The sequence below is a fragment of the Kitasatospora viridis genome, assembly GCF_007829815.1.
Lineage (GTDB): Bacteria > Actinomycetota > Actinomycetes > Streptomycetales > Streptomycetaceae > Kitasatospora > Kitasatospora viridis.
Genome location: NZ_VIWT01000005.1, coordinates 547736 through 564183, shown reverse-complemented (window position 1 = coordinate 564183; position 16448 = coordinate 547736). Strand labels below are relative to the sequence as shown.

11 protein-coding genes are annotated in these 16448 nt (G+C 72.8%); 2 read left to right on the top strand and 9 right to left on the bottom strand.

What is annotated here, in order from left to right; translation table 11 throughout:
* Positions 1 to 58 precede the first annotated feature (58 nt).
* The 7 genes from FHX73_RS38790 to FHX73_RS38760 all read right to left on the bottom strand — a co-directional run bounded on the left by FHX73_RS38790 (position 59) and on the right by FHX73_RS38760 (position 11524).
* On the bottom strand, positions 59 to 1285 hold the full coding sequence (locus tag FHX73_RS38790; RefSeq protein WP_246214153.1) for a TIGR02679 family protein: 1227 nt from the start codon (positions 1283 to 1285) through the stop codon (positions 59 to 61).
* Positions 1282 to 5430, bottom strand: a complete 4149-nt coding sequence (locus tag FHX73_RS38785) for a TIGR02680 family protein (protein WP_145910715.1) — start codon at positions 5428 to 5430, stop codon at positions 1282 to 1284. The genes FHX73_RS38790 and FHX73_RS38785 overlap by 4 nt, the downstream gene beginning before the upstream one ends.
* 19 nt (positions 5431 to 5449) lie before the next feature.
* Positions 5450 to 6664 (bottom strand): TIGR02678 family protein, encoded by a 1215-nt coding sequence (locus FHX73_RS38780; RefSeq protein ID WP_145910714.1) that lies wholly within the window; start codon positions 6662 to 6664, stop codon positions 5450 to 5452.
* The gene (locus tag FHX73_RS38775; protein WP_211786467.1) at positions 6661 to 8190 is read right to left on the bottom strand and encodes a TIGR02677 family protein; all 1530 of its coding nucleotides are present in this window, start codon (positions 8188 to 8190) and stop codon (positions 6661 to 6663) included. The genes FHX73_RS38780 and FHX73_RS38775 overlap by 4 nt, the downstream gene beginning before the upstream one ends.
* Before the next feature lie 733 nt (positions 8191 to 8923).
* Positions 8924 to 9406: a hypothetical protein gene (locus tag FHX73_RS38770; protein WP_246214152.1), complete on the bottom strand. Its 483-nt coding sequence runs from the start codon at positions 9404 to 9406 to the stop codon at positions 8924 to 8926.
* Positions 9407 to 9454: 48 nt separating this feature from the next.
* A complete protein-coding gene (locus FHX73_RS38765) occupies positions 9455 to 10780 on the bottom strand; it encodes a GH1 family beta-glucosidase (protein WP_145910712.1) in 1326 nt (441 codons plus the stop codon).
* Positions 10781 to 10894: 114 nt separating this feature from the next.
* A complete protein-coding gene (locus FHX73_RS38760) occupies positions 10895 to 11524 on the bottom strand; it encodes a TetR/AcrR family transcriptional regulator (RefSeq protein WP_145910711.1) in 630 nt (209 codons plus the stop codon).
* A gap of 96 nt (positions 11525 to 11620) precedes the next feature.
* Between FHX73_RS38760 and FHX73_RS38755 the strand changes: the two genes are divergently transcribed.
* Complete coding sequence (locus tag FHX73_RS38755) at positions 11621 to 13189, top strand: APC family permease (RefSeq protein WP_246214151.1); 1569 nt, start codon at positions 11621 to 11623, stop codon at positions 13187 to 13189.
* 43 nt (positions 13190 to 13232) lie between these two features.
* Complete coding sequence (locus tag FHX73_RS38750) at positions 13233 to 14966, top strand: amidase (protein WP_145910710.1); 1734 nt, start codon at positions 13233 to 13235, stop codon at positions 14964 to 14966.
* 7 nt (positions 14967 to 14973) lie between these two features.
* On the opposite strand, the gene FHX73_RS38745 is transcribed toward FHX73_RS38750, so the two are convergent.
* Together FHX73_RS38745 and FHX73_RS38740 are read right to left on the bottom strand one after the other, a co-directional pair.
* Positions 14974 to 16080 (bottom strand): response regulator, encoded by a 1107-nt coding sequence (locus tag FHX73_RS38745; protein WP_342795364.1) that lies wholly within the window; start codon positions 16078 to 16080, stop codon positions 14974 to 14976.
* A gap of 142 nt (positions 16081 to 16222) precedes the next feature.
* The gene (locus FHX73_RS38740; RefSeq protein ID WP_145910709.1) at positions 16223 to 16438 is read right to left on the bottom strand and encodes a hypothetical protein; all 216 of its coding nucleotides are present in this window, start codon (positions 16436 to 16438) and stop codon (positions 16223 to 16225) included.
* Positions 16439 to 16448: the final 10 nt, after the last annotated feature.

Here is a 16448-nt window from a genome sequence, read left to right as displayed (position 1 = left end):
AAGTCCACATGCCGCACCTTGAGCCGCTGCCCGTCCCCTCGGCGCGACGAACGGCCGGTCACCGCAGCTGACTCCTCAGGTCGTCGAGCAGCACGTCAGCTACCACTTCCTCGACCACGGCCGTGCCCAACTCGGCCATCGCCAACGTGAGTTCCGGATCCCAGGGCGCGGGCGTGAGGCGCCCGGGGTCGGGGCCGGCCGGGAGCCGGGTCGCGGCGGCGCGGTAGTCCCCGGCCGCCAGGCGCCACGGAACGGCACCGGTCTTGGCCAGCACGTGGGCGGCGATGCGGATGCCCTCGCCGTCGAAGTCGCCGTGGTGACGCAAGGGGCTGCCGGACCGGGCGAGTTGGCGGAGCAGGTGGATCACCGCGGTGTTGGGCCAGCCGGAGGTGCAGACGAGCGGCGGGCAGCGGTCGCCGAACTGCCGCAGGGCGAGGGCGAGCACGCTCGGGTTCTCGACGATGTGGACCGGCCCGGTGGGCCAACCGAGTTCACCAGGGGAGCGCAGTTGCCCGAGGGCCAGGCTGACGGGATGGCCAGCGTCGGCACTGATCCGGCAGATCCGGGCAACCGGGCCACCGCCGTCGGGGCGGAGGCCGACGGCGAGCACGGTGCTGGAGAGTTCGTCGTCGGCGACGCCGGCCCTGCTCCAGAGCGCGCGCCGCGCCTCGGCGCTGTCCGGCACGTCAGTCCCGTAGAGCGCCGCCAGCGCTCGCAGGACGGAAGCGGACAGCCGGGTCCCGTCGTCGAGGGCGTGGGAGTCGCCGCCGAGGAGGCGGGCGGCGAGGACCGGAAGTGGTTCCCCGTCGGCCGGGAGCGCGGCAAGGACGGTCAGTGCGGCGGCAAGCAGGCGACGGGTCCGGTCCGGCGAACCCTCGACCAGGCCGTTGGCCTGTTGGTGACCGACCCACTCGGTGAGGGCGGGCTGGGCGGTGACCACCTCGTGGCCCGCCAGCCAGTCCCAAACAAGGCTGCGCTCGGTCGCCTCCCGTTCTCGCTCGGTCGACCGGTTCGTGATCGGGCGGCCGATGACGGCGGCCGCCACCTCCCGCACGGACTGCCCGCAGGCATCCGCCACAGCAGCTTCGAGGTGGACGAGTTGGATGCTCGGTTCGGTGCCGGGCAGCCGGTCGAGGCCGAGCAGGTCCGCGAGGGCCTCCCGACCGGCGTCGCCGAGCGGCCCGACCCGCACGCGGCTGACCGGCCGACCGGTGGAGAGGCGGTCGTGCACGGCGTGCCACAGCGGCCGGAGCTCCGGAGTGTCCAGCACATGACGGTTCGTCACTCCGCTTCTCCCGCAGGGGATCCGTCGGGCAGCAGCTCGGCCCCCGTCCAGGTGAAGCGGGCACTGGTGACGGCGTCGTCGCCGTCCGCGCCGGTGATCAGCTGGTGCACGGCGATGCCCGAGAGTTCGCGGTAGGTGCACCACTCGTGGTCGGAGGTGAGCACCAGGTCGAGGTCGAGCGCCGCCAGCAGGGCGAAGACCTGGCCGCGGTTGATGGTGTCCACACCGACGAAGACCTCGTCGAGGAGGATCAGCCGCGGGGACACCGGCACCGCCTCGTAGTGGGCGGCGACGGCGGCGAAGAGCGGGAGGTGCAGGGCGATGGCCTTCTCGCCGCCGGAGAGCGCGCCGTGCAGCCTCTTGGTGAGCAGCTGCCAGCCGGCGCCGTTGGCGCGGTCCAGCTTCACGACGAACTGGTGCCAGGCCGTGTAGTCGAGGACCTCGGCGAGTTGTTCGTCCCAAGTCGCCGCGGTGTTACGGCTTTTGGCCTCCTCGATGCGGCCGCGGAAGAAAGCGTGCAGGGCCTCGCGGTCGGCCTCGGTGATCCTGGCCGGATCCTTGAGCAGGAGCTCGCGGGCCGTCCTGGTGCCGGCCGGCAGGTCGGGGTGGATCTGCCACACCAGGCGAACAGCCACCCTGGAGGCGGTGCGGACGTGTTCGAGGTGGCCGTTCATCCGCTCCACCAGCTCACCGGCCTGGCGGATCCGGGATGCCAGGTGACGGCGGGTGTCACCGGTGAGGGTCTGGTCGAAGAGGGTCCGCTCAGCGGCGGTGATGTCGTCCTGGCTCCGGTCGCGGTCGCCGGTGAGGAGGGCGAGCAGCCCGGTCGCGCCGGTCCGGGCCCCGTCGATCGAGGCGGTGAAGACGTGGATGTCCTCATCGGGCTCAAGTTCGAGGTCGGCACGGGTGCTCAGGCTCTGGCGGGCCCGGTGGACGGCTTCCGACAATCGATTGAGCGCGTCACCGAGGTTCCTGCTGCTGTGCGGAAGGTTCGGCCACTTGAGAGCCGCTTCCCGGGCCGCTTCGAGGGTGGCACGGGTGCCGTCCCCCGAGGTCAGGACGAGGGTCGCGCCGGCGTCCTCGGGGAAGCCGAGGACGCACAGGCGCCGGAACCGCTGGGCGGCCTCGTTGCGGACACCGACGGCGTCATCCCGGCGGACCGCGTCCTGGGCCATGGTCGCGGTCAGTGCACCGATCCGGCCTTCCACGGCGATGAGGGCCTTGGTCCCGGCCCCGATCTCCTCGCGGACCCGGGTGAGTGATGTCCGCAGATCGCCGAGCCGGGCGGCCAGTTGGAGGTAGTCCTCGCCGATCGAACTCTCGACGGCTTCGAGCGCCGCCCGAAGTCCCCGGGCCGTGCCCTCCGCCTCCTCCGCCTCACCCACACGCTCCTCGGCAGCCGACCGCGACGCCTCGGCGTGGGTGCTGGCGGCATCCCAGGCGCCTCGGGCGGCCGACCAGTCCACGTGTGCGTCCAACCAGACGTCGGCCTGCTCGCGCAGCACCTCGACAGCGGCGGCGACGGCGTCCAGGGCGGCACGCTCGGTCGGCAGGGCGTGCTCGGCGCAGGCGCCCGTCAGCGCACGCCGTTCGACCGCCACCGCCTCCTCCCGCTGCGCGAGGCGCTCGACGGCCAGGCGCACCGCATCGCCGCGTGCTCCCACCTCGACCTCCGCACGCTCCCAGGCACGCTTGGCCTGGTCCACCTCCGCGTGGGCCGGCCGCGACCCCACATCGGCGGCAATGCGCTGCCGGCGCTCGGCGAGGGAGCGCAACTCGGCTTCGAACGCGGTGGTGGCCGCGGTCTCCTTGGCCAAATCCGCTGCCAGTTCGGCGATCCGGCGCTGCCTGGTGCGCTCCCGGGCCACGGCACCGATGTGACCGGCCTCGCCCTTCGCCCAGCTGCCGGTGGTCACCGCGAGGCGCCAGCTGCCGTCGGCTGCTACGGCCACCGGGGAGCCCGCCGGGAGCGTACGCCCGTAGGCGATGCCCGCGAGCAGCCGCTGCACCTGTGCGGCCGGCACCGGGCCGTCGGTTTCGGGGCGCAGGACGTCGAGCAGCGAGGGGCCCGGTGTCGGGGCGGCCGAGGCCGGGTCGGCCAGCACGTCGTGACCGAGGACGGTGAGGCTGCCGTCCGGGGTGAGCCAGGCGTCCAGCAGGCCGGCCGCCTCCAGGGCCGCTTCGATGCCGGCCTGATCGGCGGGCGGCACGTCCGGTTGGAAGGCCAGCAGCCGCCACAATGGGGCTCCCGCCGACACCGCCCGGTCCGCCGTGCGCGTGCGCGGCGGCGCCGGCGGGAGCTCGGTCACGGCGGAGGTGCGTTCCAGTTCCAGCGCGATCCGGTCCCGCCGGGTACGGCTCCGGTCCCGGGCGGCGCGGGCGGTGGTCTCGTCGGCGGTGATGCCGCGCTCGGCAGCGCGGGTGGCGATCTCGACCAGGGCCAGCACGCCGGTCTCGACCGCGGCGCGGGAGGCGAGTTCCTCCACATCGTCGATGCGCAGCTCGGTGCACCCGGCCGTGGCCCACTGGCGCAGCCGGTCGGCGTGGGCATCGACCGCGGCCTCGTACGCACCGGCGTTCTGTGCGCGGCGCTCGGCCGCATCGGCCAGCCGTGCGCGCGCCTCTTCGAGGTGCTCCTCCGCCACCTCGCGGTCCGCCACGGACCGCTCGTGCCGTTCCACCGCAGCACGGACCTCGGCGATGCGGCCGTGGCGTGACGCGACCGCGCCGCGCACCAGCCGACGTGCGCCGCGCCCGTGCTCGGTCGTGTCGGCCGCCGCACCCGCGGCGGCGTCCAGCATCACCTGGACTTCGGTGCAGAGGGACTCCATGGCCGCTCGCCGGGCCGCTCCCCGGGCGTCCTCGCGGGCGGCCCGGCTCTGCTCGGCGCACCGCTCGGCGCGCACCCGGGCCTGCTCGGCCCGTGCGGCGTCCTCGCCGGCCGCGCGGACCTTGCGGTCGGCGGCCGACCGGCCGCGCTCGGCAGCCTCGGCGGCACGGTCGGCACGGCGGCGGAGCTGGTCGAGTTCCTGACCCTGGCGATAGATCTCCGAGTCGAGCAGTCCCTCGATGGCGCCCTCGATCTCCTGGGCCGCGTGTTCGTGATCGGCCTTCGCCAGGATGGTGCGCTCGCGTTCACCCACGGCGTCGGCGTGCGCTTCCTCGCTATCCCGGGCGGTGCGGCTGAGGTTGTCCAGCTCGGTGGTGGCGGAGATGAGCGCGGCCGCCCCGGCCCGCAGCACCCGCTGGGCGTAGCCGCGCTGCTGGGTCGCGACCGCGGTGGCGGCGGTGACCTCCTCGTCCAGGGTCCTCAGGTGCTCACGCTGACGGTCCAGGCGCTCGAACCCCTCGGCGAGCTCGGCGATCTCGCCCTGGCCGAGCGGCGGCAGGGCGCGGGACAGCAGCGAGGAGAGGAGCGACGGGTCGAGGCGCTCGGAGAGCTTGGGAGTCCGGAGTTGGAGCAGGGCGGTGATCATGGCGTCGTAGCGCTGCTCGCTCAAGCCGGGAAAGAGCGTGCTGCGGACCGTGCCGCGGTAGTCGGCCGCCGCGGCGTGCAACTCGCCGCGTCCGCGCAGGGCTTCGGCCAGCACGGCACGGGTGAGCGGCTGCCCGGCGTCGTTGACCAGGGAGAGGCCGCCGGGCACGTCGATCCGCGCGGTCGTGGTGAAGAAGTCCGCGGTGACGCCGCTGGTGTGCGTGGTCGCCTGGAGCCTGGCACCGCAGGTGAACCACGCCGGTCCGTCCTCGTGGGCGCGGCGGAACTCCAGCCAGACGTAGCCGACCCGGGTCTTGCCCGACGCGCCCTCGCCCATCAGGTTCCAGTGCATGGTGCGATCGGAGCCGCCGAAGGTGGACAACCGGCTGGGGCGCAGGCTGGCGTCGAACAGGAACGGCAGCAGTACTTCCAAGGCCTTGGACTTGCCGGTGCCGTTCTGACCCCTCAGCAGCAGGCGGCCCTGGTGGAAGGTGAAGATCTCGTCGTAGTACCGCCAGACGTTGAGGATGCCGGCCCTGGACGGCTGCCAGCGCGCCCCTGCCGCTTGCTCGGTCGCGGTCGGCTGGGCCTCGGTCACGGTCGGCTGGGCCTCGGTCGCGATTGGCTGGGCCTCGGTCGCGGTCGGCTGCGGGAGTGCCGTCACAGTCATCGGAAGGGATCCTCAATGGTCACGGGGTGGATCCGGCGGCCAGGGCCACCCGGTAGCGACAGGCGGCGGGCCGGGCGACGGTACGGCCGGTGGTCCGGTCGGCCAAGCCGAAGTCGGTCAGGACACGGACCGCGTCGCCGGCGAGTCGCTGGGCTCCGTCCTGCGACTGGTAACTCTTCGCCCACTGCGGGAACCGGCGCAGCAGGTCGTCCGCCTCCGCGGTGAGCTGTTCCGGCGTCAGACCCCCCGGAGCGGCGGTCAGCGGATCCAGCAGGAGCAGCGCGGCGATCCGGGCCGACGAGGAGTCGTCGGGGAACCTGCTGTCCGTGGCGATGCCGTCCGGGTCGACGGCCATCAGGCCGTCGGCGCGCTCCTCCAGCACGAAGCCGCCCTGCTCCGCCGCGCGCCGGACGATCTGACGTCCCGTGGGAGACGTGAGGTAGGCCAGTTCGTCGGCCGACAGCTCGTCATGGTGGAGCACCGGGTCATCGAAGAGCCGGCGCAGCACGGAGTGCCGCAGCCGGAGGTTGTGCTGCACCTCGGACGCGTCAGCCCCGCCGTACCGGCTCTCGCGCACCAGCTCGGGCAGGAGTTCCGTGAACCGCCGCGGCAACTCCTCGGCCGGCACTGCCAGTCGGGACGGCCCGACGGGTGCGGCGAGCAGGCGCATCAGCAAGGTGGCATCCACCCGGTAGAGCACCTTCGCTTGCGCCGAGTCGACGAAGTTCTCCGTCACGCCGTCCATGGTGAGCAGCGCGCCGAAGGACTCCAGGACCTTCAGGACGTCCACGAGCGCCATGCGTTCGGACTTGCTCGCGGTGTCGAACCGCGGCAGCGCCTCGTCGGTGGCACAGGCCTGGACGACTCGATCGGCCAGGAGCCCGACGGTGGTCACCGGGACGGGCAGCAGCTCGGCCGCGACGACGCAGAGCAGCGTGTAGCGGCGCCGGTCGAACGGCGCCTTGCCCGAACGCGGCCGCCGGGCGGGGCGCGAGGCATCCGGGCCGGTCCGGATCTTGAGCAACCGCGCGTACCCCAGGCGGGGTTCCACCACCAGCTGCCAGCCGCAGTGGTAGTCGAACCATTTCGTCAACGGGCCCTGCCTGCGGCGGATCAGCTCGAAGGTCGACCGGTCCGCGCGCTCGGTGATCAGCGGTCGCCCGAGCAGCAGTCTGACGCCTCGTGAGACGTCCTCGCGTTCGGCCAGGACCAGTTGGTTGGCGAGGGTGCTCATTCCGCTTCCGCCCCGTCTCGAACCCCTGATCGCACGCCTGCTCGGCCGCCTCCCGGAACGCTGATCTCCACCAGGTAGTCGGGTGCTTCCAACTGCCCGCGCGACGTCCGCAGCACGGCCCGTCCGGCGTCGCCGGCCCGCAGGACGATCTCGACCCGGCCGTCCGAGGTGACGGCCCGGCGCACTCCGCCGCCGTCCGGCCGAGCGGCCAGCGCCCGGCCGAGGAGGTCGAGCAGCCGCTCGAAGACGGCGTGGTCCAGACGCCCGAAGGCCGACAGCCGCACCGGGTCGCCGGTACCCAGGACGTCCCAGGCGGCTTCGAGCTCGGCGCGCTCCTTGCGGGCCAGCTCGGCCCGGGCTGCCTTGATCCCGCCGACGTCCCGGACCTTGCCGGTTCGGGTGAACCGTTCGGTGCGGCCGCTGGTGCGCAACAACGCGGACACCTCGACCGGCGGGGCTTCGGCCCACCGCTGCGAGGAGGGCACCAACTCGGGATCCGGGTGGGCGAGGTGGGCATGACGTGCCGAGCCGAGGCCGAAGGCTGCCGACCACAGCCGGTGCAGGTCATCCTCGGTGGGCGCGGCGGCGAACCAGCGGGCCAGCTCCCGGAAGTCCTGCGCAGCGCTGGAGGATCGCCGCCGCGACTCGGTGATCCGGTCCAGGACCTGGAGGAGCGTCACGATGGCCCGCCGCGCCACGTCGTGCAGCTGCTCCACCCGGGGTCGTGAGCCGTCCGTGGGGAGGAACCAGGCCCGCAACCCGTCCCAGCGCGCCCGGCGCCGCTCCAACCAGGCCGGCGCGGGATCGGCGCCGGCGACCGGCGGCAGCTCGGCACCGCGCAGCGCCCGCTCGTGCAGCAGGAACACCCCGCGCTGCTCGACCCGCTGCACGGCCGACGCCACCGCCTGCGCACGACGGTCCAGGTTGCGCAGGAACTCCTGGAGGTACGCCACCGTCGCCGCCTTGACCTCCCGGAAGGTCGCCAGGTCCGCGCCCTCGGCGCGCAGCAGGCGCTGCAACTCGCCGTTGAACGTCTTGGTGTTGGCCAACAGCGCCTCCAGATGGCTCTCCAGCTCCTGCAAGGTGGAGAAGACCCGGCGGTCCGACGACCCCGCCTCTCCGAGCAGCACGTACAGCTCGTTGAGCCGGTCGGCGACGGCCTCCAGCACGGCGGTCTGCAGCGCCCCCGTCGCCGCGAGCACCGAGAGCGCCTGCTCCACCGCCGCGATGGCGGCCTCGCCACGCCGGGTCAGGGAGTACTGGAGGTTCCGGCGCTCGTACTCCTCGGCCGTGCGGTAGTTCTCCGCGTGGTTCTGAACCACATCGAGCAGTTCCCAGGTGCGCAGTTGACGCAGCGCGTCCTGCAAGTCGTCGTCGTGGATGTCGTCGAGCCAACCCGCCGATCGCAGCCGGGCACGGACCTCGTCCAGCCCGAGGGCCGTCTCCAGCCGCTCGTTGGCTTCACCGAAGGCCTGCAGGATCGCACCGTAGAGCTCGGCCCGCTCCCCCGTCGTGAACCGGAACATCTCCGCGGGCACCCTGCGCAACGGCTTCCCTCCCCACCAACAGCCAGGCCCGTTCTTGGCCGACTCCACACTACGCGGACGACGGACAGCGCCGGACCACGTGCTCCTCTTTCGGCGTTCACCAAGCGTCGCAACTCACCGTCGAATGTCACCGCCGTGGCCGGCAGCGCCTCCAACGGCCTCCTCAGTTCGTGCGAGCTCGTGCACACCCGACGGTCCGACGACGCCGGCTCACCGAGCAGCACTCACAGCTCGTTGAGCCGGTCAGCGACCGTCTCCGGCACGGCTGTCTGCAACACCCGGTGTCGGACCCTCACATGGGCTGCCGGCGCAGGTCGCGGACCACGCTCCGCGCCTGTTCGGCGGACTGGGCCCGTTCGACGTACCTGTCCTCAAGGTCTCCCCGGGCACGTTCCGGCTCGCCCTGGAAGGCCGGCGCAAGCTCGACCAGGGTTCGAGCCGCCGACCTGAGGGCGGCGAGCGTCGGCGCGCTCTCACCGAGATCCAGGCGGCACTCGGCAGCGCGGAGCTGTGCGGTGATCGCGGCAGCACGTTCCTCCGGGCCCGAAGACCAACCCCAACCGTTCTGAGCCGTCCTGAGACGTGGAACTCGGATCTCACTCTCCCCGGGCCCGACAGCGAGAACCTGTCAGGCCCGGGCGGCCCAGGGTCTCGTCGTCTCTCCTCCATCAGGACCGCCCATGACGCAGACGCAGCTCTGAATGCGCTCGGATCAGTCCTCCTCCGTCACCGCCATCCCGCTCGCCCGGGCGATTTCCTCGACGGCCGCACGGTCGCTCGCCCGCCGGCCCGCGGCGGCGTCGAGGCGGTCGCGCATTTCCCGCAGGCGGGTCGGGTCGGCGGCGACCTCCGGAGGCACGAGTGACATGACCTCCTTGGCCCACTCGCCGTCACCGAGGTCGGCCACCACGCGGTCGGCGCGCTCCTCGTGTCCGGGCGTCAGGGCGCCGAGCAGGCCGAGGAGGACGAGCAGTTCGCGCTGGACCGCAGGTGTGAACAGCTCCCGTTCCTCGTCGTCCAGCTTCACCGCGACCCGCCCGCCGCCGAGCTCGATGTAGCCGCGCAGGACGTCCATCAGGAGCTTGAACTGCGGCTCGGGCATCAGGACCTGGAGCGACTCGATGTAGAGCTTCAGTCGCAGCGCCGGCAGTTCCGAGGGGACCGCGTCGCCGTCCTCGTGCTCGCTGTCCGTCACCTGGATCCTCCCTGGTGTGCTCGCCCACGGGTCACCCGACCACCCTCTTCACCCGACATGATGACTGCTGATCGCGTCCCGGTACCAGGCGTACGACGCCTTCGGCGTGCGCCGCTGCGTCGCGTAGTCCACGTGCACCAGGCCGAACCTCTGCTCGTACCCCTCCGCCCACTCGAAGTTGTCCATCAGCGACCAGGTGAAGTACCCCCGCACGTCCACGCCCTGGGCGTGCGCCTGAGCCAGGGCGGTCAGGTGGCCGGACAGGTAGTCGATGCGGAACCGGTCGTCCAGGGTCGCGTCGGTGGAGCAGCCGTTCTCGGTGATGGTGATCGGGGGGAGCGCATCGCCGTACCGGGCGCGGAGGTTGACGAGGAGTTCGCGCAGGCCGTCGGGGACGACGGGCCAGCCGAAGGCGGTGCGGGGGACGTTCTCGATCTCGGCTTCGGTGAAGGGGAGGCCGGGGTCGGTGGGGGCGGCGATGCGGGTGGGGTTGTAGTAGTTGACGCCGAGGCCGTCGAGGGGGACGGCGATCAGGTCGAGGTCGCCGGGGCGGACGCAGCCGCCGAGGTCCTCGGCGAGCCCGTAGGCGGAGAGGTCGGGGTAGCGGGCGAGGAGCAGGGGGTCGGTGAACAGGCGGTTGTGCAGGGCGTCGTAGGCCTCGGCCGCGGCCAGGTCCGCCGGTGAGTCGGTGGCCGCCCAGACCGGGGTGAGGTTGTTGGCGATCAGCACCTGGTGCCCGCGCTCGCGCAGCAGCGCCGCCGCCAACCCGTGGCCGAGCAGCTGGTGGTGGCCCGCCGGGAGGGCGTCCAGCATCATCGCGTGCCCGGGTGCGTGGATGCCCAGCGCGTAGCCGAACACCATGTGGACGAAGGGCTCGTTGAGGGTGATCCAGGCCGGCACCCGGTCGCCCAGCCGGTCCGCCACCAACTCGGTGTATTCCACGAACCGGTGGGCGGTGTCCCGGGCCGGCCAGCCGCCGCCCTCCTCCAACTCCTGTGGCAGATCCCAGTGGAAGAGCGTCGGCAGCGGCGTGATGCCGGCGGCGAGCAGCTCGTCCACCAGCCGGTCGTAGAAGGCGAGTCCGGCCGGGTTGGCGGCCCCGCGCCCGGTCGGCTGGACGCGCGGCCAGGCGATCGAGAACCGGTAGCCGTCCAGGCCCAGGCCGCGCATCAACTCCACGTCCTCGCCGTACCGGTGGTAGTGGTCGCAGGCGATCCGCCCGCTCTCTCCGTCCTTCACCGCCCCCGGCCGCTCGCAGAACGCGTCCCACACCGAGCGTCCGCGACCGTCCTCGTCCACCGCCCCCTCGATCTGGTAGGCGGCGGTGGAAACACCCCAGCGGAACCCCGCCGGCAGGTCGAAACGAGTCACCATGTCCAGCCCCTGTCAGAGATGAGGGAACCTCATGTTAGCGACTCGCCACTGAAACACCAGATGCCGCACGGGATTTGACGAAGAGATCCCACCGCCGAGGGCCTGGCACACGCACTACGACGCCCGGTGCTCCACTCCGTCGAGCAGCAGGCCGAGCCCCAGCTCGAAGCCGCGGTCGTCCAGGCCCGTCGCGCCGCCGCCGCGGGCGAAGGAGCCGTCCAGGGCGTCCGCCAGCGCCGGGTACTCGGGGCGGTACTCGGCCGGTTCGCGGGTGAAGCCGGCGGTGAAGGTCTCCAGCGCGGAGCCGAGCACCAGGTAGTCGAGCGCGGCGGCCACCTCCGCCGCGTCCGCCGGGGTGAGGCCGGCCCGGCCGAGGAGGGCGAGCAGCGCGTCGTAGCCGCGCAGCGCGCGGGGGGCCTCGACGCGGCGGCGGGCGAGCAGGGCGATGGTGTTCGGGTGCCGCAGGAAGACCGCGCGGTAGGCGCGCGCGTAGGCCGCGAGCCCGGCCCGCCAGTCGGGATCGTCCAGCGGCGACTGGTCGACCTCCTCGTTGACCAGTTCCGAGACCGCGGTGACCAGGGCTTCCTTGCTCGGGATGTGGTTGTAGAGCGAGGCGGCCTTGACCCCGAGCCGCTCCGCGAGCGCCCGCATGGTCAGGCCGTCCGGGCCCTCCTCGTCCACCACCTGGAGCGCCGCGCGTGCGATCCGCTCGCCGGTCAGCAGCGCCTTGCTCGGTCGACCCACCGAGATCTCCCCTCTTCCGCTATCCCCGTTCCGCCGCTATGGTGCCAGACCAACACCAGGAACTAACTAAGTTAGTTTTACGAGAGGGCAGCGCTCGTGGCCGACAACACCCACACCGACGCGGCACCCGGTCCGGGAAGCAGACCGGAAGCCAGACCGGAAACCGCGCCGGAAACCGCGCCGGAAACCGACGCGGACCGCCTCGCCGAGCTCGGCTACCGCCAGGAACTGCGGCGCAGCCTGAACGTGCTCGGCAACATCTCCATGGGCTTCGCCGTCGTCTCCCCGGTGGTGGGGCTGTACGCCGCCGTACAGGTCGGCATGAGCGTGGCCGGCGGGGCCTGGATCTGGGCGCTGCCGATCTGCCTGCTCGGCCAGTGCCTGGTCGTGGCCGTCTACTCGGAGCTCGCCTCGCAGTGGCCGCTGGCCGGCGGCGCGTACCAGTGGAGCAGGCGGCTGGCGAGTCCGACCTTCGCCTGGCTGAGCGGCTGGATGTGGCAGTTCGCGGTGATGTTCGGCAACACCACGGTCGCCTACCTCGCCTCGCCCTGGCTCTTCTCGCTCTTCGGCGCCGTCCCGACGCCCACCCAGCAGGTCCTGGTCTCGGTCGGCTTCATGCTGTTCTGCGCGCTGGTCAACGCCTACGGCATCGACTTCCTGCGCTGGTTCGTCAGCCTCGGCATCGCCGCGGAGGCCGTCGCCTCCGTGCTGGTCGGCTTCACCCTGCTGCTGGTCTTCCGGCACCACGGCTTCTCGCTGCTCACCGACTTCCTCAGCGCGCCGAAGGGGCTGGGCATCAGCGACACCGGCGCCCTGCTCGCCGCCGTGGCCGTCGCCGGCTGGGCGTTCATCGGCTTCGACGCCTGCGTCTCGACCGCCGAGGAGACCAAGGACGCGGCGCGGCAGGTCCCGAGGGCGATGTGGTGGTCGCTGCTCAGCGTCGGGCTGGTCGTCATCCTCAACGCGGTCTCGGTCGAGCTCGCGCACCCCGACCCGGCCCAGGTCGTCTCCGGCAAGGACCTGGACCCGGTCACCACCGCCGTCACCCACGCCTTCGGCGGCTGGGCCGACAAGCCGTTCGTCCTCGTCGTCCTGATCAGCTTCACCGCCTGCCTGATGGCCTCCCAGGGCGGCGCCGCCCGCGGCCTGTACTCCCTCGCCCGGGACGACGTGTTCCCCTTCTCCCGTCACGTCCGCAAGGTCAACCGGCACAAGGCGCCGATCGGCGGCCTGGTCGCCGCCACGGTGATCAGCTGCGCCGCGCTGCCGCTGGGCCTGAGCACCTCGGCGATCGGCAGCCTGATCACCTTCGGCAGCGCCGCCACCTTCGTGCCGTTCTTCCTGCTCACCCTGGTCTCCCTGACCGCCCGGCTGCGCGGCACCTGGAAGCCAGCCGGAGCGGTCGGCTACGGACGGCTCGGCACGCCGCTCAACTTCCTCGCGGTGCTGTGGACCGGCTTCGAGCTGGTCAACGTCTGCTGGCCGCGCACCATCCTCGCCCCGGCCGGGGCGCCCTGGTACCAGATCTGGGCGGCGCCGCTCGGCGTCGGCACGGTCACCCTCGCCGGCCTCGCCTACCTGCTGGTGCGCCGGCCCGACCGCCGGATGCGCGACGCCGACCTGGACCGCCCGCTCGGCGACGAGCTGGCGCCCGCCGTCCTCTGACAACCACCCCGCAACGCCCCCGAACCACCCTGGAGACACCCGCATGACACGCCCGTTCGACGTCGTCGAGACCGGCCTGGCCGACCTGCGCGCGGCGCTGGAGAAGGGCGGGACCACCGCGGTCGGCCTGCTCGACGCGTACCTCGCCCGGATCGAGGCCTACGACCGGCCCGGCACCGCCACGGCGCTCAACTCGCTCGTCGTGATGAACCCTCAGGCCCGCGCCGAGGCCGAGGCCTCCGACGCCCGCCGCGCCGCCGGCCGGGCCCTCGGCCCGCTCGACGGCATCCCCTACACGGCCAAGGACAGCTACCTCGCCGAGGGCCTGACGGCCGCCGCCGGCTCACCGGCCTTCGAACACCTGGTCGCCCGCCGCGACGCCTTCGCCATCGAGCGGCTGCGCGCCGCCGGCGCCGTGCTCATCGGCCTGACCAACATGCCGCCGATGGCCAACGGCGGCATGCAGCGCGGCGTCTACGGCCGCGCCGAGAGCCCCTACAGCGCCGACTGGCTGACCAGCGCCTACGGCTCGGGCTCCTCCAACGGCTCGGGCACCGCGACGGCCGCCTCGTTCGGCGCGTTCGGCCTCGGCGAGGAGACCTGGTCCTCGGGCCGGGCGCCCGCCTCCTACAACGCGCTGTGCGCCTACACCCCGAGCCGGGGCGTGATCTCGGTGCGCGGCAACTGGCCGCTGGTGCCGACCATGGACGTCGTGGTCCCGCACACCCGCACCATGGCCGACCTGCTCGAACTGCTCGACGTCATCGTCGCCGACGACCCGGACACCCGCGGCGACCTGTGGCGCACCCAGCCCTGGGTGCCGCTGCCCGCGCCGTCCGAGGTGCGCCCGGACCGCTACCCGGCGCTGGCGCCCGCGGACCCGGCGGCGGCGCGCGCCGCGCTGGCCGGCAAACGCGTCGGCGTGCCGGGGATGTACGTCAACGCCGACCCCGGGGCCGGGACCAACCCCGACGGCGGCATCGGCGGCCAGACCGGACAACGGATCGTCACGCGCGCCTCGGTCATCGCCCTGTGGCAGGCCGCCCGCCGCGACCTGGAGGCGGCCGGCGCCGAGGTTGTCGTGGTCGACTTCCCCGTGGTGACCAACTACGAGTCCGACCGCCCGGGCGCACCCTCGCTGTTCACCCGGGGCCTGGTCAGCCCCGACTTCCTGGCCCGCGAGGTCCTCGACCTGTCCGCCTGGGCCTGGGACGACTTCCTGCGGGCCAACGCCGACCCGGCCCTGCCGAGCCTCGCGGACGTCGACGGCGCACGCATCTGGCCCAAGCACCCCGGCGAACTGCCGGACCGCTACACCGGGTTCGACGACGTCATCGCCGACTACCCGCGGCTGGTGCGCGAGCACCCGTACGCGGCGGTCACCGACATCCCGCACCTGGAGCAGGGCCTGCGCGGGCTGGAGGAGACCCGCCGGGTCGACCTGGAGCAGTGGATGGACGAACTCGGCCTGGACGCCGTGGTGTTCCCGGCGGTCGCCGACCTCGGCCCGGCCGACATGGACGTGCACGAGGCCTCCGCCGACCTCGGCTGGCGCAACGGCGTGTGGGTCGCGAACGGCAACCTGGTGCCGCGCCACCTCGGCATCCCGACGGTGACCGTTCCGATGGGCACCATGAGCGACACCGGCATGCCGGTCGGGCTGACCTTCGCGGGCCGCGCCTACGACGACACCGCGCTGCTCCGGCTCGCCGCCGCCTTCGAATCCACCGGCCGGCGCCGCACCGAACCGCCGCGCACCCCACGACTGCTCAGCTGACGGTTTGTCAACTGACGCCCGGCGGAAGCGGCGGATCCTGGTAGAGGCGGCGCTCCAGGTACAGCTCCACGAAGACCGCCACCTTCGCGCGCAGCGCCCAGGGGTCGAACGGCTTGACGATGAAGTCCACGGCCCCGACGGAGTAGCCGCGCACCGAGTGCTCGGGGTCGTTGCCGATCGCGGTGAGGAAGATGATCGGGATGTTGCGGGTCTTGGCCCGGCGCTTGATGTGGGCGGCGGTCTCGTAGCCGTCCATGCCGGGCATCTGGACGTCCAGGATGATGACCGCGAAGTCGTCGTGCAGCAGCAGTTCCTTGAGGGCGTCCTGGCCGGAGGAGGCCGTCACCAACTCCTGGTCGGGCACGTCCAGCACGCTCTTGAGGGCCAGCAGGTTGGTCGGTCGGTCGTCCACCAGCAGCACCTTCGGCCGGACCTCGGCGGGCAGCAGGTGGCGCACGCTCTGCACGGCCGGGAAGGCGTCCTCGCCGTCCCGGCCGCGCTGCACCTCCACCAGGGAGAGTTGGCGCTCCAGCAGCTCGCAGCGCGCCTCCGCCTGGGCCATCCGGCTGCGGGTCTCGCAGAGTTGGGCCCGCAGCCGGGCGACCTCGGCCGCCAGCCGGTTGCGCTCCACGAGCAGGGTGTCCACGTCGAGGTCGGTGACGGCGGCGGTCGCGGCGGCCTCGATGTTGAGGCGCACCTGGAGGTCCGCGATCCGCTGGTTGCGCTCGACCAGCGCGTCGTCCAGCACGTCCTTGTGCGCGGCGGTGCGGCGCACCTCCCGGTCGGCGTCGGCCAGTTGCTGCTGGAGCTGGGCGAGCGCCCTGGTCATCGACGCGTTGGTGCGCTGCGCGTCCTGGTGCTGGCGCCGCACGACGTCGATCGCCTCCGGGGTCGCGGCGACCCCGCGCTCCGCGGCCACGTCGGTGAGCAGGTCCTCGATGAACTTCCACGGCGGGACCCGGCTGCCGGCCAGGTAGCGCGAGAGCGTGCCGACGTTCACGAAGCGGCGCAGCGCGTAGCGCCGCATCGATATCCCGAGCACGTCGAACTGCTCGCGCAGGGTCTGCGCCAGCCGCCGGCACTCGTTGTTCAACTCCGCGTCGAGGGGCTGCATGCCCGCCACTCCTGCCCCCCTGGGCGTACGTCGTTCCGTCATGTCTCCCCCGCTCCCCCGTTCACCACACCAACGCCGGCCACACCACTCGCCGCACCGACGGGCGGCCCCGATCCGCGGACCGGGGCCGCCCGGCCCGGCATCAGGACGATGCGCCCGGACCCTGGCCGCCCTCGGTCGCACCACCGACCAGCCGGTCGAAGAAGGGCACCGCCACCCCGAACGCGCCGGCGCCGTAGAGCACGCACTGCGCCGGCGGGTTGTGGGCCAGCACCGAGAGCACTCCCGCGCCGATGCCGGTCAACAACGCCAGCGTCAGCACCAGGGCGGACCTCAGTGACAGCAGGGAACCGCGCACCGTCAACCTC

What these genes read in the sequence shown, in the direction of transcription:
- FHX73_RS38750 (WP_145910710.1), top strand. Translation starts at nt 13,233, where the DNA reads ATGACACGCCCGTTCGACGTCGTCGAGACCGGCCTGGCCGACCTGCGC.
- FHX73_RS38775 (WP_211786467.1), bottom strand. Translation starts at nt 8,190, where the DNA reads ATGTTCCGGTTCACGACGGGGGAGCGGGCCGAGCTCTACGGTGCGATC.
- FHX73_RS38765 (WP_145910712.1), bottom strand. Translation starts at nt 10,780, where the DNA reads ATGGTGACTCGTTTCGACCTGCCGGCGGGGTTCCGCTGGGGTGTTTCC.
- FHX73_RS38745 (WP_342795364.1), bottom strand. Translation starts at nt 16,080, where the DNA reads ATGCAGCCCCTCGACGCGGAGTTGAACAACGAGTGCCGGCGGCTGGCG.
- FHX73_RS38780 (WP_145910714.1), bottom strand. Translation starts at nt 6,664, where the DNA reads ATGAGCACCCTCGCCAACCAACTGGTCCTGGCCGAACGCGAGGACGTC.
- FHX73_RS38785 (WP_145910715.1), bottom strand. Translation starts at nt 5,430, where the DNA reads ATGACTGTGACGGCACTCCCGCAGCCGACCGCGACCGAGGCCCAGCCA.